This is a genomic window from Streptococcus mitis (genome assembly GCF_000722695.1).
GTDB lineage: Bacteria > Bacillota > Bacilli > Lactobacillales > Streptococcaceae > Streptococcus > Streptococcus mitis_O.
Genome location: NZ_JPFU01000015.1, coordinates 96,574 through 117,566 on the forward strand (window position 1 = coordinate 96,574; position 20,993 = coordinate 117,566).

Sequence of the window (20,993 nt, forward strand, 5' to 3'; positions counted from 1 at the left end):
ACTTTTTTCGTCATTTTCGTACTTTTTTCTTGACAAAATGAAATTTACAGCCATTCTTTATATTTCTTGATATAGATTTTTTTCACAATTGTCACGCTAATCATGTACAAAATGATGATAAAAATCAAAAAGATGAAATAAATCGGTTTCAAAGGAGTTAAATGAAGAAGGCTAGCTAGTGGACTGTAGGGAAGGAAGGTCACAAAGGCTGCAGCCAATAAGGTTGTCACAAGGACTAGCCAAGCTGGACGACTTTGTAAAAAGGGAATTTTGGCTGAACGCAGCATATGGATAACCATAGTCTGAGACCACATAGACTCGATAAACCAACCTGTCTGGAACAAGACAATAAAGCCTACGGCCGACTCTGCTCCATGAACATAGGCATGACCTGTCGTCATGGGTACAATGATAAAATAAAGCAAGCTGAAGGTCAAAATATCAAAGGCAGAAGAGATAGGCCCCATCCAAACCATGAAACGTGTAATAGACTTGGCTTCCCATGTATGCGGATTTCTCAAAAAATCTTTGTCCACCTTGTCAAAAGGCAAGGCAATACAAGACAAATCATAGACTAGATTTAGGATAATCAAATGGACTGGTGCCATTGGTAAAAATGGTAAAAAGATTCCAGAGACCAATAGGGATAAGATATTTCCAAAATTAGAACTCACTGTCATCTTGATATATTTGGTCATATTAGCATAGACCTTACGCCCTTCAACCAGTCCTTTTTCAAGTACCATGAGATCCTTATCAAGTAGGATAACATCAGCTGTTTCTTTAGCAATATCTACTGCTGTATCAACAGAAATCCCCACATCTGCTACTTTCATAGAAGGGGCATCATTGATTCCATCTCCCATATAGCCAACAGCATGACCATTAGCCTTAAATTGCAAAATAATCCTTGCTTTTTGGTCAGGAGAAAGTTTGGCAAAGACTGTTACCTCCTCTACGGCTTGGGCCAATTCTTGATCACTCATCTGATCAATTTCAGATCCCAATAGCATCTGATTGATATCTAAACCAACCTTTTCACAGACTGCTTGGGTAACTTTTTCGTTGTCTCCCGTTAAAATCTTTGTTTTAACTCCATGTTCTAACAAAGCCTTAATTGCTGGTGCTGCAGATGGTTTTGGTGGATCTAGGAAGGCTAAATAACCAGTTAGAATCATATCCCCTTCATCATCAACTGTATAAGCATGACCTTCCCTCAAACCTGACTTATAGGCCACTCCCAAGACACGCAAACCTTGTTGATTGAGTTGTCGGACTTCCTCTAATATTTCTTCTCTAATAGCATCTGTCAAGGGAGTAATCACTCCTTGGTATTCCGCATGACTGGAAATCGTCAACATTTCCTCTAGGGCACCCTTGGTCACTAAACTAACCACTTCGTGTTCATCCTTGACGATGACACTCATCCGTCTGCGTTCAAAATCAAAGGGAAGCTCATCTATTTTTTGAAAAGTTTGAGACAGATTTTGCAAGAGGGCGTGTTCTTTGGCTTCCTTTTCAGTCCGTTTGATAATGGCTCTGTCCATCAAATTTTTTAAGCCCGTTTGAAAATAAGAATTGAGATAAGCTCGTCTCAAGACAGTCAAATCCAAGCGTCCGTGGATGTCCAAGGGATATTCTAGAACGATTTCATCTTGGGTTAGAGTTCCTGTCTTATCTGTACACAAGATATCAATCGCCCCTAAGTCCTGTATGGCATTGAGTTTCTTGATAACCACTTTTTCCTTGGCCATAATAATGGAGCCTTTTGCTAGACTGGCAGTGATGATCATAGGAAGCATTTCAGGTGTCAATCCAACACCAACACTCAAAGCAAATACTCCAGCTTCCAGCCAGTCGCCATCTGTTAAACCATTGGACAAGAAAACGATGGGCACCATGACCAACATCAAGCGGATCAAAAGCCAAGAGATACTGTTCATCTCCCGCTCAAACGAAGTGGGCTCGTCATAGGTGTTCAGAGTCTGCTCAATAGCCCCCATCATGGTATCATCACCAACCGCCAAAACCACGGCCTTGGCACTACCAGATAAGACATTGGTTCCCATAAAAGCCAAGGATTCGGCTTCGAGAAGACTATCAGATTGTTGAACCGTTGCCTTGGTCAAGGCCAATTTTTCAACAGAATCACTTTCGCCTGTCAAGCCAGACTGTTGTACAAAGAAATCGCGCGACTCAAATAAAAGAAGATCTGCTGGAATCATGTCTCCAGCGCTTAATTTAACCACGTCACCTACTACCAAATCATCGATAGGTACTTCTTGGATTTCTCCTTGACGAATGACTGTCGCTGTGTTGACAATCATTTTTGAAAGATTGGTGGCTGCCTTGTCACTGCGGAGTTCTTGGACAAATCGAATGCCTCCAGAAATGAGAACTAGGACAACAATGATAATGGAAGTCGTCGGATCCTCTTGACCTGGTTTTGCCAACCAGACATTGGTCACTAAGGAAATCACGGCGATAACCAGCAAGATGATTGTAAATGGATTGATAATAGATTCGTAAATCTTTTTGAGGATACTGTCTTCTTGGCCTTTGGTAATCACATTTTCGCCATAGAGGTCACGATTTTTTTCGACCTGTTCCTCTGTCAAACCGTTTAAACTGGTATGATAAAAAGTTAGACTCTCGTCTAAAGGGACTTGAATAGCTGTTGCTAATCTTTCTTTTGTTGTTTTCATTGGTTTCTCCTATCTGTATGAATGATGTGTTTCATACACAGAGACCAATCACTTTATAAGGGCAGAACGACACAAATCAGCGATTGGCTGTGTATGTGCGGTTCCGGATGGTCGTCAATTTGCATCGTCTGTCTCCTTTCTTTGTTTTAAACAGTAGAAAATCCCACCATAAAATGGCAGGATTAAAAAACTAAATATCTGTTTTTTCGTTCAAGCTTTAACTCCATAGGGCAATGTAATGAGCTTAGTCTTAGCCTTCGCGACCAAAACTGTTGACCAACGAGTAGTGTCTCCACTGCTTTGCGGTAGTCATCCGTATCCCTATGGTAGCCTCACCTACCGTTTTCGTCTTTCAGTATAAACCTTTAAATTTTAAAAGTCAATCATTTGAATTGTTTGACTCTTAAATGACTATCAACTCTTTTGGAGCCAAGGTCAATAATTCACAACCTGTCTCTGTAATCAAGATATCATCCTCTATACGAACACCGTATTTACCTTCGATATAGATACCTGGCTCATCGGTCAAGGTCATACCTGCCTTAATAGTTTCTGTAGAAGTCTGGCTAAAGTAAGGCTCTTCATGGATATCCAGGCCAATACCGTGCCCAATACCGTGGGTAAAGTAGTCACCATAACCTGCCTCAATGATAATATCACGAGGGATTTTGTCAAAGTCACGGAAACCTAATCCTGCCTTGGCTTGATCGATCAAGGCTTGGTTGGCTTTGAGAACTGTATTGTAAATCTCTGCTTGCTCGTCGCTGACATGCCCCAAGTAGATAGTTCGTGTCATATCGCTGACATAGTGGTCATAGAGGCAGCCGAAATCCATGGTAATAGCTTCTCCCAGCTCCACTGGTTTGTGCATAGGATGGGCATGGGGTTTAGAAGAGTTGATACCGCTAGCTAGAATGGTGTCAAAAGACAAGCCAGATGCTCCCAACTCACGCATGCGGAAGTCAAGGAAGTTGGCAATCTCAATCTCAGTCTTTCCTGGCTTAATAAAGTCAAGCGCATCGCGGAAAGCTTGGTCTGAGATAGAACAAGCCTTGCGAATAGCTGCAATCTCCGCCTCATCCTTAATCATTCGAAGACCTTCAACAAACTGAGTTTGTGGAAGCAAGTCAATTCCTTCAAAGGCGGCCTGCATACGGTGATAATAAGAGACCGAAATCTCGTCCTCAAAACCGATTCGAGACAAGCCCATGTCCTTAACAATTCCTGCAATGACTGCCAATTCATCGCGATCAGCCACAATCTCAAAACCACTGGTTTCTTGCTTGGCTGCAATGATATAGCGAGAGTCTGTCACCAAGACCTGACGGTCACGGCTGATAAAAACTGTTCCATTTGAACCCCAAAAACCAGTCAAGTAGTAAACATTTTTAAGGTTATTGATAATGATGCCATCTAGTTCTTTTTCTTGCATTTTAGTGAGAAATGCTTGTACACGTTTATTCATGATGTAACTTTCCTTTCAAATACTGTCCTGTGTAGCTGGCTTCATTGGCCGCTACTTCTTCTGGAGTTCCTGTTGCGATGATGGTTCCACCGCCGACACCGCCCTCAGGACCCAAGTCAATAATATGGTCTGCTGTCTTGATAACGTCTAGATTGTGCTCAATGACGAGGACTGTATTGCCATCGTCTACAAAGCGAGCTAAAACCTTAAGCAAGCGAGCGATATCCTCAGTATGAAGACCTGTCGTCGGCTCATCCAGAATGTAGAAAGATTTTCCTGTCGATCGTTTGTGGAGTTCACTAGCCAGCTTCATACGCTGGGCTTCTCCCCCAGAAAGGGTGGTAGCTGGTTGACCTAGCGTCACATAGCCCAGCCCCACATCCTTGATGGTCTGAAGTTTGCGTTGAATTTTAGGAATATGTTGGAAAAATTCTACCGCATCGTTGACCGTCATATCCAAGACCTGCGAGATATTTTTTTCCTTGTAGTGAACTTCTAGGGTTTCACTGTTGTAGCGGGTCCCGTGGCAGACTTCACAAGCAACATAAACATCTGGCAAGAAGTGCATCTCAATCTTGATGATCCCGTCACCTGAGCAGGCTTCGCAACGACCTCCCTTGACGTTGAAACTGAAACGACCCTTCTTGTAGCCTCGAATCTTGGCCTCGTTTGTCTGGGCAAAAAGGTCACGTATATCGTCAAAAACTCCTGTATAGGTAGCAGGGTCAGACCTCGGCGTTCGTCCAATCGGACTCTGGTCAATATCAATCAAGCGGTCTACATGCTCAATACCGGTAATGGTCTTGAATTTGCCAGGCTTGTCTGAATTGCGGTTAAGCTTCTGGGCAATGGCTTTTTTGAGGATACTGTTGATTAAGGTCGATTTCCCTGAACCTGATACCCCTGTCACCGCGATGAATTTTCCTAATGGGAAACGAGCTGTGACATTTTGCAGGTTGTTCTCACGCGCTCCCGTCACCTCGATAAAGCGACCATTTCCTACACGGCGCTCTTCTGGTACTGGAATAGCACGTTTACCTGATAAATACTGGCCTGTGATAGACTTGCTGTTACGAGCCACCTGTTTGGGCGTACCTGCAGCAACAATCTCCCCACCAAAAACACCTGCACCAGGACCAACGTCAATCAGATAGTCCGCTTCGCGCATGGTATCTTCATCATGTTCCACTACGATGAGAGTATTGCCCAAATCTCGCATTTTTTTCAAACTGGCGATCAGGCGGTCATTGTCTCTCTGGTGGAGACCGATTGACGGCTCATCCAGGATATAAAGGACACCTGATAAGTTGGAACCAATCTGGGTAGCCAAGCGAATACGCTGGCTCTCCCCACCTGAAAGAGTTCCTGCTGAACGTGACAGAGTCAGATAGTTTAGACCCACGTTATTAAGGAAGGTCAAGCGGTCCTTGATTTCCTTGAGAATGGGACGAGCAATGATGGCTTCATTTTCAGATAGAGTCAACTTGCTTACCAAGTCCAAGTGGTCCGCGATAGACAGGTCTGAAATTTCTCCGATATGTGGTCCTTGCTCACCACCAACACGGACAGACAAAGCCTGGTCATTGAGACGATAGCCGTGACAGGTTCCGCAGGTCAGCTCATTCATGTAGAGGCGCATCTGGGTGCGGGTGTAGTCACTATTAGTTTCATGGTAGCGACGTTTGATATTATTGACAACTCCCTCAAAAGGAATATCGATATCGCGCACGCCACCAAATTCATTCTCATAGTGGAAATGGAATTCCTTACCATCTGACCCATAGAGAATCAAGTTCTTATCTTCTTCTGACAGGTCCTCAAAAGGCTTATCCATATCCACTCCAAAGGCCGTCATAGCCTGCTCTAGCATGTTTGGATAGTAGTTGGATGAGATAGGATTCCAAGGTGCCAGCGCCCCCTCACGTAGCGTTTTGCTGGCATCTGGCACTACCAAATCAGTATCCACCTCCAACTTGATGCCCAAGCCGTCACACTCACTACAAGAGCCAAAAGGAGCATTGAAGGAGAAGAGACGCGGCTCTAACTCTGGAACAGTAAAGCCACAAACTGGACAGGCATAATGCTCAGAGAAGAGCAACTCAGAGTCGTCCATGGTGTCGATAATGACATAACCTTCTGCAATACGAAGGGCAGCCTCAATGGAATCAAAGAGACGACTACGAATGCCCTCCTTGATAACGATACGGTCAACCACGACATCAATATTGTGTTGCTTGCTCTTAGACAACTCTGGCACTTCGGTCACATCATAGACTTCCCCATCCACACGGACACGAACATACCCATCTTTCTGAATCTTTTCAATAACGCTCTTGTGCTGTCCTTTTTTCTTACGGATAACTGGGGCTAAGATTTGCAGGCGCTGGCGTTCAGGTAACTCCAAAACCCTATCAACGATTTGCTCTACAGAAGAAGCCTTGATAGCTCCATGCCCGTTGATACAGTAAGGCGTCCCCACACGCGCATAGAGGAGACGCAGATAGTCATTGATTTCAGTCGTTGTTCCCACCGTCGAGCGAGGGTTTTTGCTAGTCGTTTTCTGGTCGATGGAAATAGCAGGGCTGAGGCCATCAATAGCATCTACATCAGGCTTCTCCATATTTCCCAAAAACTGGCGAGCGTAGGCTGACAAACTCTCTACATAGCGACGTTGACCCTCCGCATAGAGGGTGTCAAAGGCCAGACTGGATTTCCCTGAACCTGACAAACCTGTCACGACAACCAACTTGTCTCGCGGAATCTCCACATCAATATTTTTTAAATTATGGGCACGCGCCCCATGAATGACAATTTTATCTTGCATCTTTGTTCTTTCTAGTCCATTATTGCTTACCATTATACCAAAAAAAGTGAGATTCTATTACCCAAAAGGCTGATTTTGTAGTATAATAGTACGGTGTGAAAAAATCTGAAAAATGAGAAAGGATAAGGGATATGAAACAAGTTTTTCTCTCTACAACAACTGAATTTAAAGAGATCGATACACTTGAACCGGGTACTTGGATCAATCTCGTCAATCCGACTCAAAATGAATCACTCGAAATCGCTAACGCCTTCGATATTGATATTGCTGACCTTCGAGCACCGCTCGATGCGGAAGAAATGTCTCGTATTACCATTGAAGACGAGTACACCCTGATTATCGTAGACGTTCCGGTCACAGAGGAAAGAAATAACCGCACCTATTACGTTACCATCCCGCTTGGTATTATCATCACCGAGGAAACCATTATCACTACGTGTTTGGAACCACTACCAGTCCTCGATGTCTTTATCAACCGTCGCTTGCGTAATTTCTACACCTTCATGCGTTCACGTTTCATCTTTCAGATCCTCTATCGTAATGCAGAGCTTTACCTAACAGCCCTTCGTTCGATTGATCGTAAGAGTGAACAAATCGAAAGTCAACTGCATCAATCAACTCGTAATGAAGAATTGATTGAGCTCATGGAATTGGAAAAAACCATCGTCTATTTCAAGGCCTCACTTAAAACCAATGAGCGCGTGATTAAGAAATTGACCAGTTCAACCAGCAATATCAAGAAATACCTTGAGGACGAAGACCTGCTTGAAGATACCCTGATTGAAACCCAACAGGCCATCGAGATGGCAGACATTTATGGAAACGTCTTGCATTCTATGACAGAGACCTTTGCCTCTATCATTTCCAACAACCAGAACAACATCATGAAAACCTTGGCCCTTGTGACCATCGTCATGTCCATCCCAACCATGGTCTTCTCTGCCTACGGGATGAACTTTAAGGATAATGAAATCCCCCTAAACGGCGAGCCAAATGCCTTCTGGTTAATCGTCTTTATCGCCTTTGCTATGAGTGTCTCGCTCACTCTCTATCTCATCCATAAAAAATGGTTCTAAGAGGAGTTCCTATGTCTCAGATTGATTTACAAAAATTAACCAAGAAAAACCAAGAGTTTATCCATATCGCTACCCAACAATTCATCAAAGATGGGAAATCAGACGCTGAAATCAAGGCTATTTTTGAGGAAGTTATTCCCCAAATCCTTGAGGAGCAAGCCAAGGGTACGACTGCTCGTTCCCTCTATGGCGCACCAACTCACTGGGCTCATAGCTTTACTGTCAAGGAGCAATATGAAAAAGAGCATCCAAAAGAAAATGATGATCCAAAACTCATGATTATGGACTCAGCCCTTTTCATCACTAGTCTCTTTGCCCTCGTCAGCGCCCTCACAACTTTCTTTGCGGCAGATCAAGCTTTCGGCTATGGATTTGTCACTCTCCTATTAGTTGGACTGGTTGGTGGATTTGCCTTCTACTTGATGTACTACTTCGTTTACCAATACTATGGACCAGATATGGACCGCAGTCAACGTCCACCTTTCTGGAAATCTGTACTGGTTATCCTGGCTTCTATGTTCCTTTGGTTGCTTGTTTTCTTTGCAACAAGCTTCCTACCAGCTAGCCTTAACCCAGTACTTGCTCCATTGCCACTAGCTATTATCGGAGCAGTCCTCCTAGCCCTTCGCTTCTATCTCAAGAAACGCTTGAACATCCGCAGCGCAAGTGCAGGACCAACACGTTACTAAGAAAAGGAAAGAGCTATGGCGTATAGTCAATCTTTAGCTCAGCAGATTCGAAAAATTCTAGCGCTCAAACTTCCTCCCCAAATTTTCGAAGAAGAGCTAGAAGAAAAGAAGCTGTTTGGTGGCCTGGCCTTTATGATTCGTGGTAAAATGGTCCTTACTGTCAGTTCCAGAAAGGATGAACTGGTTATGGTCAGAATTGGCAAGGAAATGGAGAAGCAAGTTCTACCCCGAACAGGAGCTCATACTACATTGATGAGGGGGCGCCTTTATCATGGGTATATAGACTTAGATATAGAAGGTCAAAAAGAATTGCCTTACTGGATTGATTTGGCCCTCTCCTATAATCAAGAGTTGACCAAGTAACTCATATCTAGCGAGATTACTGATTAGAAAACGAAAAGCAACTGCACCAGCGGTTGCTTTTTCACTTGCTTGCCTACAAGCTTCCCTCTACCATTTTCCCTATAGTTTTCTCCCATCTTTTATGATAAAATAGGCTCAATTAATTTCTAGGAGGAAGAAATATGGTTTCTACTATTGGTGTTGTTAGTTTATCTAGTGGTATTATCGGAGAGAACTTTGTCAAACACGAAGTGGACTTGGGTGTTCAACGTCTCAAGAACCTGGGACTCAATCCTACCTTTTTGCCTCATTCGCTAAAAGGATTAGACTTTATCAAGGACCATCCTGAAGCTCGTGCAGAGGATTTGATTCATGCCTTTTCTGATGATAACATTGACATGATCCTATGCGCCATCGGTGGAGACGATACCTATCGCTTACTACCTTATCTTTTTGAAAATGACCGACTACAAAAGGTTATCAAACAAAAGATTTTTCTTGGCTTCTCAGATACAACCATGAACCATCTCATGTTGCATAAACTAGGAATCAAGACTTTTTATGGTCAATCCTTCTTAGCAGACATTTGTGAATTAGACAAGGAGATGTTGCCCTATAGTCTTCACTACTTTAAAGAATTAATTGAGACGGAAAGAATCTCAGAAATTCGCCCTAGCAATGTTTGGTATGAGGAAAGGACTGACTTCAGTCCCAAGGCTCTGGGAATACCTCGTGTCAGTCATGCAAATACCGGTTTTGAGTTGTTGCAAGGAAATGCCCAGTTTGAGGGGGAAATTCTCGGTGGTTGCCTCGAATCCCTCTACGATATCTTTGACAACTCTCGATACGCAGATAGCACGGAACTCAGCCAAAAATACAAACTTTTCCCTGATTTGTCAGACTGGAAAGGAAAAATACTCTTACTAGAAACAAGCGAAGAAAAGCCTGAGCTGGAAGACTTCAAAAATATGTTGCAGACTTTAAAAGACACTGGTATATTCGAGGTCATCAGTGGACTCTTGGTCGGAAAACCTATGGATGAAACTTTCTATGACGACTATAAAGAGGCACTATTGGATATTATTGACAGCAATATCCCAATTGTCTATAATCTGAATGTCGGCCACGCAACTCCGAGAGCAATTGTCCCCTTTGGAGTCCACGCCCATGTAGATGCACAGGAGCAAATCATTCGCTTTGACTATAACAAAAATAAATAGTTTCTCTATTTTTGTGCTTTTGTATTCGTTTTCATTACAATTTGTATCTGAATTTATTGCATTTCGCTAATTTCTATGATATCCTTTTGAAGGAGGTGTATATGACAAAACAAAAAATTAATCGAATCGTAGGTTCTATTGGTGCCTTTATTGGAATTATAGTATTTATTGCCTACATACCTCAAATTATCGCTAATTTACAGGGAAATAAAGCTCAACCATTTCAACCTTTATCAGCTGCTATATCTTGCTTAATCTGGGTTATTTATGGATGGACAAAGGAACCTAAGAAGGATTGGATACTAATCATTCCAAATTCAGCTGGTGTTATTTTAGGTGGAATCACTTTTTTGACTTCACTCTAACAAATCTAATAGTATATATAAAAAGCTGGGAAAAATTTCTCAGCTTTTTTCTATATTCTCAGATATGCTAGTTACCTGTACACACTAATTCCTGCTTTTCCATTCACAATCATTCTCGTGGTCATCAACTAGTCCTGCAGCCTGTAGAAAAGACAAGACGGCGACTGGGCCTGTGAACTTGAAACCTCTTTTTTTGAGATCTTTGGCTAATTTCTCAGACAAAGCGGTTTTAGCTGGGGCTTGGCGATAATCGGGAACATCATTAATGACAGTTTTCCCCTCAACAAAAGACCAAAGATAGGCATCAAAAGAGCCATATTCTGCCTGTAGTCGTAGAAAGGCTTGGGCGTTAGCGCGTGTAGCAAAAATCTTGGCTCTATTTCGGATGATAGCTGAATTATCCAGCAAAGCTTCCAATTCGGTGTCAGTCATCTCTGCGACCACTTGAATTTGATAGCCATGAAATGCTTCTCGGAAAGCTTGACGTTTGTTTAGTACCGTTTCCCAAGACAGGCCTGCCTGATAGGTTTCCATACACAACAACTCAAACAATGCTTGGTCATCATGGAGGGGCTGCCCCCACTCCTCATCATGATAGGCAATGTAGAGCTGATTGGTCATCTTGACCCACGAACAACGTTTTGTCATGCTCTGCTCCTATTTGACCAACATTTTAAGGGCCGACTTGATATAGTTCTCAGCTGTATCTGTCGTTCCTTCAAAGAATTTCTTGATTTTCTTGAGCTCGGTTGCCTTGTAGCCCAGAGCCAACATGGCCTCCATAGCTTCTTCCAATTCTTGGTTTTCAGCGCTAGCTTGCACTGCCACTTTGGCAGGAAGATCATCTCCTGCAACTACTACCTTACCTTCCAAGTCCAACACCATCTGTTGGGCTGTTTTCTTGCCAATTTTAGGGAACTTAGTTAAGTAGGTGATGTTCTTGGTTTCAATGGCTTGAACCAAGCCAGCATTGTCATCAGCAGCGATAATAGCAAGAGCTGATACAGGACCAATCCCAGATACCGAAATCAGACTGAGAAAGAGCTTTTTCTCGTCTTCTGAGCGAAATCCATAAAGCAGATGGGCATCCTCACGCACAACCTGATGCACATAAATTTGAGCTTCTTGATTGACCTGTCCTGAGTAGGCATAAGGATTGGCCACATGCAGGATATAACCGATACTGTTGACTTCAAGAACAATGTATTTGGAAGTGATTCTGGTAATGATTCCTTTTAAATATTCGTACATAGTTTTCCTTCTCTCTTAATTTGCCTATCTAGTATATCATATTTTCTTTAGCCGATGATAGAGGAGCAATGAACACAAACAAAGTATAGCAAAAATAATCTGTATTTATCTGTTGACATATTTAAAATTAAGTACTATAATCATTTGTAATTGAATAACTATCTTCAGGGCAGGGTGTAATTCCCTACCGGTGGTATAGCCCACGAGCCGAAAGGCATGATTTGGTGAAATTCCAAAGCCGACAGTATAGTCTGGATGAAAGAAGATGAAAGTATATTTGTGCTTTTTGCGTGCTCTGAAATGATTACTTGTCATTTCAGAGTATTTTTGTTAATCGCATAAGTTCTCTTTTGTATGCCTTGAATAGTCCCCTATTCAAGGTATATTTTTTTGGAGGTAGTGAGATGAGCGACTCAGAATATATGCAATTAGCAATAAAACTGGCACAAAAAGGGGCTGGTTACGTCAATCCCAATCCTATGGTCGGCGCAGTTATTGTAAAAGATAATCACATTATCGGACAAGGATATCATGAGTTTTTTGGCGGCCCACATGCTGAGAGAAATGCTCTTAAAAACTGTAGAGAATCCCCTGTAGGAGCGACACTTTATGTAACACTTGAACCCTGTTGTCACTTCGGGAAAACACCTCCTTGTATAGACGCTATAATTGATAGTGGTATTACAAGAGTAGTCATTGGAAGCCTAGACTGTAACCCTATTGTATCTGGAAAAGGAGTAAAGATACTTGAGGAAAATAATCTTCAAGTTACTGTTGGAGTTTTAGAAAATGAGTGTCTTAACTTAATAAAAAGTTTTAGAAAGTACATTACTCAGCATGTACCCTATGTTTTTATGAAATATGCAATGACAATGGATGGAAAAATAGCCACTAAAACAAATCAATCCAAATGGATTACTGGAGAAGAGGCAAGAAAGCATGTGCATCAGTTACGACACCATGTCAGTGCGATTATGGTGGGAGTCAATACTGTTATTCAAGACGATCCTTTGCTGACATGTAGATTGGAGGAAGGGAAAAATCCTATCCGTATCATATGCGATACACATTTACGAACTCCTCTTACCTCTAAAATCGTAAAAACAGCAAATGATATTAAAACTTACATTGCCACTTCCTCTGAAGACAAAAATAAAATAAAGCTATATCAAAATCATGGCTGTGAAATACTTTCCATAAAGAAAAAAGGCAATCATATAGACTTATCAGATTTAATGCAACATCTAGGAAACATGCAGATTGATAGCCTACTTCTAGAAGGGGGCAGTCTAATGAATTGGAGTGCTTTGGAACAACAAATTGTTGATGATCTGAAAATATATATTGCACCAAAAATTTTTGGAGGCAGTGCCAAGTTTCCTGTCGGAGGTGAAGGTATTTCTTTGCCAAATGACGCTATCATGCTGAAACCTTATGCTTTTTCTCAAATAGGAAATGACTATCTCATAGAAAGTGAAGTGATTTATCCATGTTCACAGGAATAATTGAAGAAATCGGAAAAGTTGAAAGAATACAGAAAGACTCTCGTAATTGCAAACTATCGATTAAAGCCTCAAAAATATTAACGGATATCCATTTAGGCGATAGTATAGCAGTAAATGGTATCTGTCTTACAGTTACTCATTTCAATCATCAATCCTTTACAGTTGATGTAATGAATGAAACATGGAGTCGAACAGCTCTTACTCTATTAAAACATGGAAGTGAGGTAAATCTAGAAAGAGCCTTATCTGCCAACGGTCGACTTGGAGGTCACGTCGTTACAGGACACATTGATGGTACAGGAAAAATCTCGTCAATAAAAAAAGATGATAATGCTGTATGGTATCAAATCAACACACAAAAAGAAATTTTAGATTTAATAGTTGAAAAAGGATCTATTACAATTGACGGCATTAGTCTGACTGTCGCTAAAGTCTCCAAAGTAAACTTTTCAGTATCTGTTATCCCTCATACCTTGGAACAAACCATTCTTAAGAGTAAACAAGTCGGGAGTACAGTAAATCTTGAAAATGATATCTTAGGTAAATATGTGCAAAAACTGATGGATAATTCTCCAAAATCAGAAATATCTAAGGAACTATTATATCAAAATGGATTTTAGTAGAAAGGATGATCAGTCAATGGAATATCGAAAAATACAAGAAGCATTAGAAACATTGCAGAAGGGACGACTTGTTCTTGTTATAGACGACAAGGATAGAGAAAACGAAGGAGACTTAATTTGTTCCGCACAAGCAGCTACAACAGAAAATGTTAATTTCATGGCTACTTATGCCAAAGGATTAATTTGTATGCCTATGAGCGAACGTTTAGCTAATCAATTAATGCTTTCACCTATGGTTGAACACAATACAGATAATCATAAGACTGCTTTTACAGTTTCAATTGATTATAAGGAAACGACCACAGGTATTTCTGCCGAGGAAAGAGGACTGACCGCACGTATGTGTGTAGCTGAAGATATAAGACCCTCTGATTTTCGCAGGCCAGGACATATGTTTCCTTTAATTGCGAAAAACGGTGGTGTTCTAGAAAGAAATGGACACACAGAAGCAACTGTTGATCTATTAAAATTAGCAGGACTCAAAGAGTGTGGCCTATGTTGTGAAATAATGAATCATGATGGTAAAATGATGAGAACAGATGATTTAATTCAGTTCTCGAAGAAACACAACATTCCACTAATCACCATCAAAGAATTACAAGAATATAGAAAAGTATATGATCAGCTGGTAGAACGAGTTTCAACTGTCAATATGCCTACTAGATACGGTAATTTCAAAGCAATTAGCTACATAGATAAACTAAATGGGGAACATCATCTTGCTCTTATTATGGGAAATATAGAGGACGAAGCCAACGTATTATGTCGAGTTCACTCTGAATGTTTAACAGGAGATGTTTTAGGCTCTTTACGGTGCGATTGTGGACAGCAATTCGATAAAGCTATGAAAATGATTGCTGAGAATGGTTCGGGTGTCTTACTTTACTTGCGACAGGAGGGACGAGGAATTGGACTTATCAATAAATTAAAAGCCTATCATTTACAAGATCAAGGAATGGATACGCTTGATGCCAATCTTGCATTAGGCTTTGAAGGTGATTTAAGAGAATATCATATTGGAGCACAAATGCTTAAAGACCTGGGACTACAGTCACTACATTTACTGACAAATAATCCTGACAAAGTTGAACAGTTAGAAAAATATGGAATTACCATTTCCAGTAGAATACCAATCGAAATAGAAGCCAATCCTCACGATAGTTTTTATTTAGAAACAAAGAAAAATCGAATGGGGCACATTTTAAATATGGAGGAAAAATAAATGAACACTTATGAAGGTAATTTAGTAGCAAACAATATTAAAATCGGTATTGTTGTAGCGAGATTTAATGAATTTATAACTTCAAAATTATTATCTGGAGCACTAGATAATCTCAAAAGAGAAAATGTAAACGAGAAAGATATCGAGGTAGCCTGGGTTCCAGGAGCTTTTGAAATACCACTGATTGCATCAAAAATGGCAAAAAGTAAAAAATATGATGCAATTATCTGCTTGGGAGCTGTCATTAGAGGTAGTACAAGTCATTATGATTATGTATGTAGCGAGGTATCTAAGGGAATCGCCCAAATCAGTTTAAATAGCGAAATCCCTGTTATGTTTGGTGTGCTAACGACAGATACAATTGAACAAGCCATAGAGCGAGCTGGCACTAAAGCAGGCAATAAGGGTTCTGAGTGTGCACAAGGAGCTATTGAAATGGTCAACCTAATTCGTACATTGGACGCATAAAACAGACTCTACTTTTAGACGAATAAAGAAACTTGGTAAAATCGCAATTTAATACTCTATGAAAATCATAGAGTAAACTAGGAAGGTAACAGCAAGTATTCAAAACACAGCTTTTAGATTACAGACAAAACTGGCAGAATTAGCTCAAAACACTATTTTGAGATTACATATAAAACTGACGTGTTTTGACGAGTATTCGGAAAAAAGCAAATATTTCCATAATAAAACGCATAGAATCAAGGTTTTTGTGAACACCTGATTTTATGCGTTTTTCTGATTTTGAAAATTTTTCCCAGACTTTTTTGTACTTTTAATATTTCCCTAACTCACGTAGACTAGTATGATTTTCCTGAATGCGTCGGAACATCTTTTCCATATCCGACTTGGTGAAGTGCACCAAAACAGGACGTCCGTGGGGACAGTTATAGGGATTGTCACATTGAGAGAGCTGATAGAGGAGTTGTCTGGCCGAATGGTCATCGATACGGTGATTGGCCTTGATAGACCGCTTGCAGGACATCATGATAGCCAGCTCTGCTCGGTATTTCTTGATAGAAACTTCCTTGGTCAAGAGTAGCATATCACACATCTCATAGATGCCTGATTCAATCTCTTCTTCTGCCATCCAGATAGGATGTTCACGTAGAATAAATTGATTTTCTCCGTACTCTGCTAGAAAGACGCCCACTTCCTCTAAGAGAGACATTCTTTCCTTGAGACGGAGGGCATCATCCGCTGGAAATTCAAAGATATAGGGCACTAGGAGTTGCTGCTGGCTCTGGTCAACATTGCCAATGCTTTCACGGTACTCCTCGTACTTAACCCGTTCCTGAGCCGCATGTTGGTCTATGATGTAGAGTCCATCTCGCCCTTGAGCAAAAAGATAGGTTCCATGCATTTGTCCAAAAAATTCCAACTCTGGAAAACTTGAAGATTCTTCTCGATCCAGTTTGTCATAAGCCTTATCCAGACTGGCTAAATCTAGCTCTGGATGGTCTAGCTGGTCATAGTTAGCAGGCTTTCTCTCTGCAAAATGCAATTTTGCTGGCTTGGTCAGTTGGTCCAAGGTTTCCTTGGCAAACAGGGTCAAATCCTGCCCTTCCTCAGTCAATTCTACCTGATAATCAGCTACTTCAGCTTGACTAGATCTAGTCAGCTCTGTTTTTTCATAGTATAGAGTATTTTCTTTGAGAGGGAGAATAGTCTGCTCCACCTTCTCACGATTGCGCACGGTCGATTTGGCAAGATTTTCCAAGGCATCTGGTATCAAGGTTTGTTCCTTGAGACTATTTGCAATAGCTTCTGAGACCAATGTCATCAGTTCTTTTTCCTTAGAAATTCGCACCTCTTGCTTGGTCGGATGCACATTAACATCCGCTAGATAAGGGTCAATATGGATGTGAATGACAGCCAGTGGAAAACGGCCTACCATAAGCTTACTACCATAGCCGTCAAGAATAGCACGATTGAGCAGGAAGTTCTTGATATAACGGCCATTGATGAAAAGGCTGATATAGTTGCGGTTGGCTCGGGTTAACTCAGGCAGAGACACAAAACCTGAAATTTCGAAATCAAGGTCAGAATTCTCAATTTCAATCATCTTCTTGGCACTCGCCAAACCGTAAATCCCTGCAATAGCTTGACGCAGTTGACCAGTCCCAGCTGTCCGCGTCATTTCCTTGCCATCACTAATCAAGCTGAAAGAAATCTCAGGATGGGCCAAGCCCAGACGGTTGACAATATCAATGATATGAGACAACTCTGCTTGCTGGCTCTTCATATACTTGAGGCGGGCAGGCGTGTTGAAAAAGAGGTCCTCCACACAAACCTTGGTTCCCACAGGACTGGTCGCTGGGATAATTTCTTCTACTTCTCCCCCACGCGCAACGAGCTTAGTCCCATGACTTGCACCATCCACCGCCGTCAACAGAGTCAAGACACTAACAGAAGCGATAGAAGGCAGGGCTTCACCACGAAAACCAAGCGTCCGAATCCGAAAGAGGTCTGCTTGATTTTTTATCTTACTAGTTGCATGGCGACGTAGGGCCAATTCCACCTCATCGTGGGCAATTCCGTGACCATTATCTGTGATTTGAATTTTCTTGAGACCAGCTTCCTCAATCTCAATGATAATCTGGCTAGAGCCTGCGTCAATGGCATTTTCTACCAGCTCCTTAACAACGCTAGCTGGACGCTCGATAACCTCTCCAGCTGCAATCTGGTTTGCCAGCACCTCTGGCAATTCAATAATATGAGACATCTTTCAGCCCCTTTCTGTATCTATTTTCCTAGAAATTGATTAGTGCTATTATACCATATTTCAGACAGGACAGAAAAGCTCCACCACATAGGAGCCAAATCCCTCCACATAGACAAAGCCCCTTGCCAGGGGGAATAAAATAGTGGTATACTCAATAAAAATCAAAGAGCAAACTAGAAAGCTAGGCTTAGACAGTACTTTAGTACGGCAAGACGACGCTGACATGGTTTGAATTTGATTTTTGAAGAGTATTAATAAAGGTGTACAAGAAGTGAGATTAATTTTGTATGAAAAACAAGGAGAGAAATTTATGAAAGTAGAACTACAGATTAGTGAGACTTACGAAGAGGAAAAGCTGATTGTTCAAGCACCTCAAGAAACCGATAAAATCCAGAAAGTCATCGAGTTCGCAGAAAATCTGGATTTAACAGAAAAAATCAAAGGGAAAATCGATAATCAGGTCTATCTCGTTGAGATTGGTAAGATACAACGCTTCTATATCGAGAATCGGAAGGTTCTAGCAGAAACAGCGAGTCAGACCTACACCATTGATTTGCGACTCTATCAGGTCCTTGAAATTCTGCCAACAACTTTTATCCAAATTTCCCAATCTGAAATCGTCAATATCGACTCTATCTCTCATCTCAAGCTTACCCCCAACGGTCTGGTAGAAATCTTTCTAAAAAACGAAAGCTTCACCTACTCTTCACGCCGTTATCTAAAAACCATCAAGGAGAAATTAGAACTATGAAAAAACAAATCTTCCACGACGCAGCTACTGGTGTCCTCATCGGCCTCATCCTCTCTATCATCTTTTCACTCATTTATGCACCAAATACCTACGCTCCACTTAGCCCTGAATCTCTCGTCGGCCAAGTGATGACCCAACATCAGATTCACGGTGCCCTGGTCTTGCTCTACTGCACACTTATCTGGGCAGCCATCGGTATTCTCTTCAACTTTGGTAAACGATTATTCAGCCGTGACTGGAGCATGCTTCGTGCGACTCTGACTCATTTTTTCCTCATGCTAGTAGGCTTTGTCCCACTAGCAACTCTGGCAGGTTGGTTCCCCTTCCACTGGATCTTCTATCTCCAGCTCATTATCGAGTTTGCGATTGTCTACCTCATCATTTGGACTATTTCCTATAAAAGAGCATCAAAAAAAGTAGACCATATCAATCAACTCTTAGAGCATAGAAAGTAAGAGTTCTGATAGAATTGCCTAGGATAGTAAAAAGAGAGGCTGAGACAAAAAGATTCTGATTTTAGGAATTCTTTATTATAAAATTTTAATACTCTTCGAAAATCAAATTCAAACCACGTCAGCTTCGCCTTGCCGTACTCAAGTACAGCCTACGGCTAGCTTCCTAGTTTGCTCTTTGATTTTCATTGAGTATAAAATCGATAGGTTAGACAAAAAAACGAACAAAACAGAATTCTAAGTTTCAGATAACTCGTTTTGTTCGTTTTTTATATTTAAGGTTAGACTTTTGTCCCAGCCTCTTCCAACTCATACAAATCTGCAATAATCGCTGCGACATGTTTGATATCTCCCAGCATGCCTCGCATTTCAAAGTCAGCCAATACAGGGAAGCCAAAACGTTGACTGTATTGCTTGGCTGTCAGGCAGTATTGGTTATTAAAGTTACGATTTCCTGAACCAACCACACCAAAACATTTACTAGCATTATCACCATAGGCGATAAAATCCCCTACTGGTGTCGTCAAAATCTCGACATCTCCGTTATCAACGCCATTTCCACCTTCTAGGTAGGTCGGCAAAAAAACAACATAAGGATGGTCCATCTCATAGAAATCTTGGCCTTCTTTGACCAAATCTTTGATATGAATCTTTTGGACCTCAATCCCCTCGTACTGGGACAATAGATAGTCTTTCAAGCGTGTCACGAAACTCTCAGTATTGCCACTCAGACTAATATAAACTAAAGAAATTGTCTTCATATTTACCTCCATGATTTTATCTATAATCGAAAAATAACTACCAAGATTGTAACTTGATAGTTATTTTTTGTCAATACTTAGGCAAGTTCTTCTGTTTCCTCTTCTTCTGCCAAGGCTTTTTGTTGACGCCAAATCTTATAGAAAACAAGGGCTAGGAAAAGAACATTGATGACGATATAGAAAATGCTAACAGCTTTTGAACCAATACCCATTGTCAAACGCATGGTCTCATCTTGAACTAACTGCAAAGCGTCTTGGAAACCAACATAGCCATAAATCGAACCAATAATGGCTAGCAAAACATAGCCAACGTAAGTATAGTTTGCATATTGCAAATTCTTACGAATAAGGAAGACAATGGCTACTACCACTAAAATAGCAGATAGCACAATCAAGGCAACATTAAAAATAGAATGAGATGCTTCTGCTACTCTATAGGTGTAATTAAGCTGGTCTTCTAATTGCTGAGCACTGACCCCTGCAGCCTGTTTCTGAGCGGAACGAAAGGCTTCTTTGCTAGGCAAGGGACTCAAAATTCCAAACAGAGACATAGCTGAAATAAGGGCAGACAAGATTAACAAGACCCATAGATAAATCGGTTTCTTTTTCATGATAGAACCTCCTGATGTTATTATTATTTATATTATAGCACCTTTTGTAAGGGAATACAAATCTTATAGTATAGTTTCTACCTGTTTTCGGTAGGCTTTGGGAGACTTTCCGCACAATTTTCGGAACACTTTATAGAAATATCCAACGTTACTGTAACCAACAGCATAACAAATATCTTCGATACTGTCACTAGTTGAAAGCAAGAGCTGCTGGGCAGCATTAATGCGTTGTTTCTTTAGTAATTCTGCGAAGGTTGAATTGGTTTAAGCAATACAGTAAAACGATTTAAAATTAACAAATCTATAAAAAATTTAGTTTTATACTCAATAAAAATCAAAAAGCAAACTAGGAAACTAGCCGCAGGCTGTACTTGAGTACGGCAAGACGACGTTGACGCAGTTT

19 protein-coding genes, 1 pseudogene and 2 riboswitches are annotated in these 20,993 nt (G+C 41.1%); of the genes and pseudogenes, 11 read left to right on the forward strand and 9 right to left on the reverse strand.

Going from position 1 to position 20,993, the window contains the following annotated elements; translation table 11 throughout:
• Positions 1-44 precede the first annotated feature (44 nt).
• The 3 genes from mgtA to uvrA form a co-directional block, all read right to left on the reverse strand.
• Positions 45-2,705 carry a magnesium-translocating P-type ATPase gene (gene mgtA, locus SK629_RS09970; RefSeq protein ID WP_042901730.1) on the reverse strand — a complete coding sequence of 887 codons (2,661 nt, stop codon included), beginning with the start codon at positions 2,703-2,705 and terminating at the stop codon, positions 45-47.
• Positions 2,706-2,899: 194 nt separating this feature from the next.
• Positions 2,900-3,051: riboswitch (M-box (ykoK) riboswitch) on the reverse strand.
• 57 nt (positions 3,052-3,108) lie between these two features.
• Positions 3,109-4,170, reverse strand: coding sequence for a M24 family metallopeptidase (locus tag SK629_RS09975; RefSeq protein WP_042901731.1), 1,062 nt, complete (start codon positions 4,168-4,170; stop codon positions 3,109-3,111).
• The gene (uvrA, locus tag SK629_RS09980; RefSeq protein WP_042901732.1) at positions 4,163-6,994 is read right to left on the reverse strand and encodes an excinuclease ABC subunit UvrA; all 2,832 of its coding nucleotides are present in this window, start codon (positions 6,992-6,994) and stop codon (positions 4,163-4,165) included. The genes SK629_RS09975 and uvrA overlap by 8 nt, the downstream gene beginning before the upstream one ends.
• 131 nt (positions 6,995-7,125) lie before the next feature.
• Between uvrA and SK629_RS09985 the strand changes: the two genes are divergently transcribed.
• The 5 genes from SK629_RS09985 to SK629_RS10005 all read left to right on the forward strand — a co-directional run bounded on the left by SK629_RS09985 (position 7,126) and on the right by SK629_RS10005 (position 10,686).
• The gene (locus SK629_RS09985) at positions 7,126-8,070 is read left to right on the forward strand and encodes a magnesium transporter CorA family protein (protein ID WP_000815623.1); all 945 of its coding nucleotides are present in this window, start codon (positions 7,126-7,128) and stop codon (positions 8,068-8,070) included.
• Between the two features lie 11 nt (positions 8,071-8,081).
• Positions 8,082-8,759: a DUF1129 domain-containing protein gene (locus SK629_RS09990; protein WP_042901733.1), complete on the forward strand. Its 678-nt coding sequence runs from the start codon at positions 8,082-8,084 to the stop codon at positions 8,757-8,759.
• Positions 8,760-8,774: 15 nt separating this feature from the next.
• Entirely contained in the window at positions 8,775-9,122 is a 348-nt protein-coding gene (locus SK629_RS09995; RefSeq protein ID WP_000331824.1) for a hypothetical protein, read from the forward strand.
• A 161-nt stretch (positions 9,123-9,283) separates the two neighbouring features.
• Positions 9,284-10,321, forward strand: coding sequence for a S66 family peptidase (locus SK629_RS10000; RefSeq protein WP_042901734.1), 1,038 nt, complete (start codon positions 9,284-9,286; stop codon positions 10,319-10,321).
• Positions 10,322-10,422: 101 nt separating this feature from the next.
• Positions 10,423-10,686, forward strand: coding sequence for a SemiSWEET family transporter (locus SK629_RS10005; RefSeq protein ID WP_000166114.1), 264 nt, complete (start codon positions 10,423-10,425; stop codon positions 10,684-10,686).
• Between the two features lie 84 nt (positions 10,687-10,770).
• Here the strand turns inward: SK629_RS10005 and SK629_RS10010 are convergent, their stop codons facing one another.
• Both SK629_RS10010 and ruvA read right to left on the reverse strand, forming a co-directional pair.
• On the reverse strand, positions 10,771-11,334 hold the full coding sequence (locus tag SK629_RS10010; RefSeq protein ID WP_000166611.1) for a DNA-3-methyladenine glycosylase I: 564 nt from the start codon (positions 11,332-11,334) through the stop codon (positions 10,771-10,773).
• Positions 11,335-11,343: 9 nt separating this feature from the next.
• Positions 11,344-11,937 carry a Holliday junction branch migration protein RuvA gene (gene ruvA, locus SK629_RS10015; RefSeq protein ID WP_042901735.1) on the reverse strand — a complete coding sequence of 198 codons (594 nt, stop codon included), beginning with the start codon at positions 11,935-11,937 and terminating at the stop codon, positions 11,344-11,346.
• Between the two features lie 156 nt (positions 11,938-12,093).
• Positions 12,094-12,208, forward strand: a riboswitch (FMN riboswitch).
• A 133-nt stretch (positions 12,209-12,341) separates the two neighbouring features.
• Between ruvA and ribD the strand changes: the two genes are divergently transcribed.
• The 4 genes from ribD to ribE (SK629_RS10035) are packed head-to-tail and all read left to right on the forward strand — an operon-like array spanning position 12,342 to position 15,755.
• Positions 12,342-13,442 carry a bifunctional diaminohydroxyphosphoribosylaminopyrimidine deaminase/5-amino-6-(5-phosphoribosylamino)uracil reductase RibD gene (ribD, locus tag SK629_RS10020; protein WP_042901736.1) on the forward strand — a complete coding sequence of 367 codons (1,101 nt, stop codon included), beginning with the start codon at positions 12,342-12,344 and terminating at the stop codon, positions 13,440-13,442.
• On the forward strand, positions 13,427-14,062 hold the full coding sequence (ribE, locus tag SK629_RS10025; protein ID WP_042901737.1) for a riboflavin synthase: 636 nt from the start codon (positions 13,427-13,429) through the stop codon (positions 14,060-14,062). The genes ribD and ribE (SK629_RS10025) overlap by 16 nt, the downstream gene beginning before the upstream one ends.
• 19 nt (positions 14,063-14,081) lie before the next feature.
• Positions 14,082-15,287: a bifunctional 3,4-dihydroxy-2-butanone-4-phosphate synthase/GTP cyclohydrolase II gene (locus tag SK629_RS10030; RefSeq protein ID WP_042901825.1), complete on the forward strand. Its 1,206-nt coding sequence runs from the start codon at positions 14,082-14,084 to the stop codon at positions 15,285-15,287.
• A complete protein-coding gene (gene ribE / locus SK629_RS10035) occupies positions 15,288-15,755 on the forward strand; it encodes a 6,7-dimethyl-8-ribityllumazine synthase (RefSeq protein ID WP_042901738.1) in 468 nt (155 codons plus the stop codon). It abuts the gene before it with no gap.
• 310 nt (positions 15,756-16,065) lie between these two features.
• On the opposite strand, the gene mutL is transcribed toward ribE (SK629_RS10035), so the two are convergent.
• Entirely contained in the window at positions 16,066-18,015 is a 1,950-nt protein-coding gene (mutL, locus tag SK629_RS10040) for a DNA mismatch repair endonuclease MutL (RefSeq protein ID WP_042901739.1), read from the reverse strand.
• Between the two features lie 310 nt (positions 18,016-18,325).
• Here mutL and SK629_RS10045 point away from each other — a divergent pair, with 310 nt between their 5' ends.
• Both SK629_RS10045 and SK629_RS10050 read left to right on the forward strand, forming a co-directional pair.
• Entirely contained in the window at positions 18,326-18,766 is a 441-nt protein-coding gene (locus tag SK629_RS10045) for a LytTR family DNA-binding domain-containing protein (RefSeq protein WP_042901740.1), read from the forward strand.
• Positions 18,763-19,221 (forward strand): DUF3021 domain-containing protein, encoded by a 459-nt coding sequence (locus tag SK629_RS10050; protein ID WP_042901741.1) that lies wholly within the window; start codon positions 18,763-18,765, stop codon positions 19,219-19,221. The genes SK629_RS10045 and SK629_RS10050 overlap by 4 nt, the downstream gene beginning before the upstream one ends.
• Positions 19,222-19,499: 278 nt before the next feature.
• On the opposite strand, the gene nrdI is transcribed toward SK629_RS10050, so the two are convergent.
• The 3 genes and pseudogenes from nrdI to SK629_RS11810 all read right to left on the reverse strand — a co-directional run.
• Positions 19,500-19,979 carry a class Ib ribonucleoside-diphosphate reductase assembly flavoprotein NrdI gene (gene nrdI / locus SK629_RS10055; RefSeq protein ID WP_042901742.1) on the reverse strand — a complete coding sequence of 160 codons (480 nt, stop codon included), beginning with the start codon at positions 19,977-19,979 and terminating at the stop codon, positions 19,500-19,502.
• Between the two features lie 77 nt (positions 19,980-20,056).
• Complete coding sequence (locus SK629_RS10060; RefSeq protein ID WP_042901743.1) at positions 20,057-20,590, reverse strand: hypothetical protein; 534 nt, start codon at positions 20,588-20,590, stop codon at positions 20,057-20,059.
• Between the two features lie 63 nt (positions 20,591-20,653).
• Positions 20,654-20,854, reverse strand: a pseudogene (locus SK629_RS11810) (helix-turn-helix domain-containing protein); the annotation flags it as partial.
• Positions 20,855-20,993: the final 139 nt, after the last annotated feature.

Excerpts from the sequence above, each read along its gene's own strand:
- mgtA (WP_042901730.1), bottom strand. The coding sequence starts at position 2,705 with ATGAAAACAACAAAAGAAAGATTAGCAACAGCTATTCAAGTCCCTTTA.
- SK629_RS09975 (WP_042901731.1), bottom strand. The coding sequence starts at position 4,170 with ATGAATAAACGTGTACAAGCATTTCTCACTAAAATGCAAGAAAAAGAA.
- uvrA (WP_042901732.1), bottom strand. The coding sequence starts at position 6,994 with ATGCAAGATAAAATTGTCATTCATGGGGCGCGTGCCCATAATTTAAAA.
- SK629_RS09985 (WP_000815623.1), top strand. The coding sequence starts at position 7,126 with ATGAAACAAGTTTTTCTCTCTACAACAACTGAATTTAAAGAGATCGAT.
- SK629_RS09990 (WP_042901733.1), top strand. The coding sequence starts at position 8,082 with ATGTCTCAGATTGATTTACAAAAATTAACCAAGAAAAACCAAGAGTTT.
- SK629_RS09995 (WP_000331824.1), top strand. The coding sequence starts at position 8,775 with ATGGCGTATAGTCAATCTTTAGCTCAGCAGATTCGAAAAATTCTAGCG.
- SK629_RS10000 (WP_042901734.1), top strand. The coding sequence starts at position 9,284 with ATGGTTTCTACTATTGGTGTTGTTAGTTTATCTAGTGGTATTATCGGA.
- SK629_RS10005 (WP_000166114.1), top strand. The coding sequence starts at position 10,423 with ATGACAAAACAAAAAATTAATCGAATCGTAGGTTCTATTGGTGCCTTT.
- SK629_RS10010 (WP_000166611.1), bottom strand. The coding sequence starts at position 11,334 with ATGACAAAACGTTGTTCGTGGGTCAAGATGACCAATCAGCTCTACATT.
- ruvA (WP_042901735.1), bottom strand. The coding sequence starts at position 11,937 with ATGTACGAATATTTAAAAGGAATCATTACCAGAATCACTTCCAAATAC.
- ribD (WP_042901736.1), top strand. The coding sequence starts at position 12,342 with ATGAGCGACTCAGAATATATGCAATTAGCAATAAAACTGGCACAAAAA.
- ribE (WP_042901737.1), top strand. The coding sequence starts at position 13,427 with ATGTTCACAGGAATAATTGAAGAAATCGGAAAAGTTGAAAGAATACAG.
- SK629_RS10030 (WP_042901825.1), top strand. The coding sequence starts at position 14,082 with ATGGAATATCGAAAAATACAAGAAGCATTAGAAACATTGCAGAAGGGA.
- ribE (WP_042901738.1), top strand. The coding sequence starts at position 15,288 with ATGAACACTTATGAAGGTAATTTAGTAGCAAACAATATTAAAATCGGT.
- mutL (WP_042901739.1), bottom strand. The coding sequence starts at position 18,015 with ATGTCTCATATTATTGAATTGCCAGAGGTGCTGGCAAACCAGATTGCA.
- SK629_RS10045 (WP_042901740.1), top strand. The coding sequence starts at position 18,326 with ATGAAAGTAGAACTACAGATTAGTGAGACTTACGAAGAGGAAAAGCTG.
- SK629_RS10050 (WP_042901741.1), top strand. The coding sequence starts at position 18,763 with ATGAAAAAACAAATCTTCCACGACGCAGCTACTGGTGTCCTCATCGGC.
- nrdI (WP_042901742.1), bottom strand. The coding sequence starts at position 19,979 with ATGAAGACAATTTCTTTAGTTTATATTAGTCTGAGTGGCAATACTGAG.
- SK629_RS10060 (WP_042901743.1), bottom strand. The coding sequence starts at position 20,590 with ATGAAAAAGAAACCGATTTATCTATGGGTCTTGTTAATCTTGTCTGCC.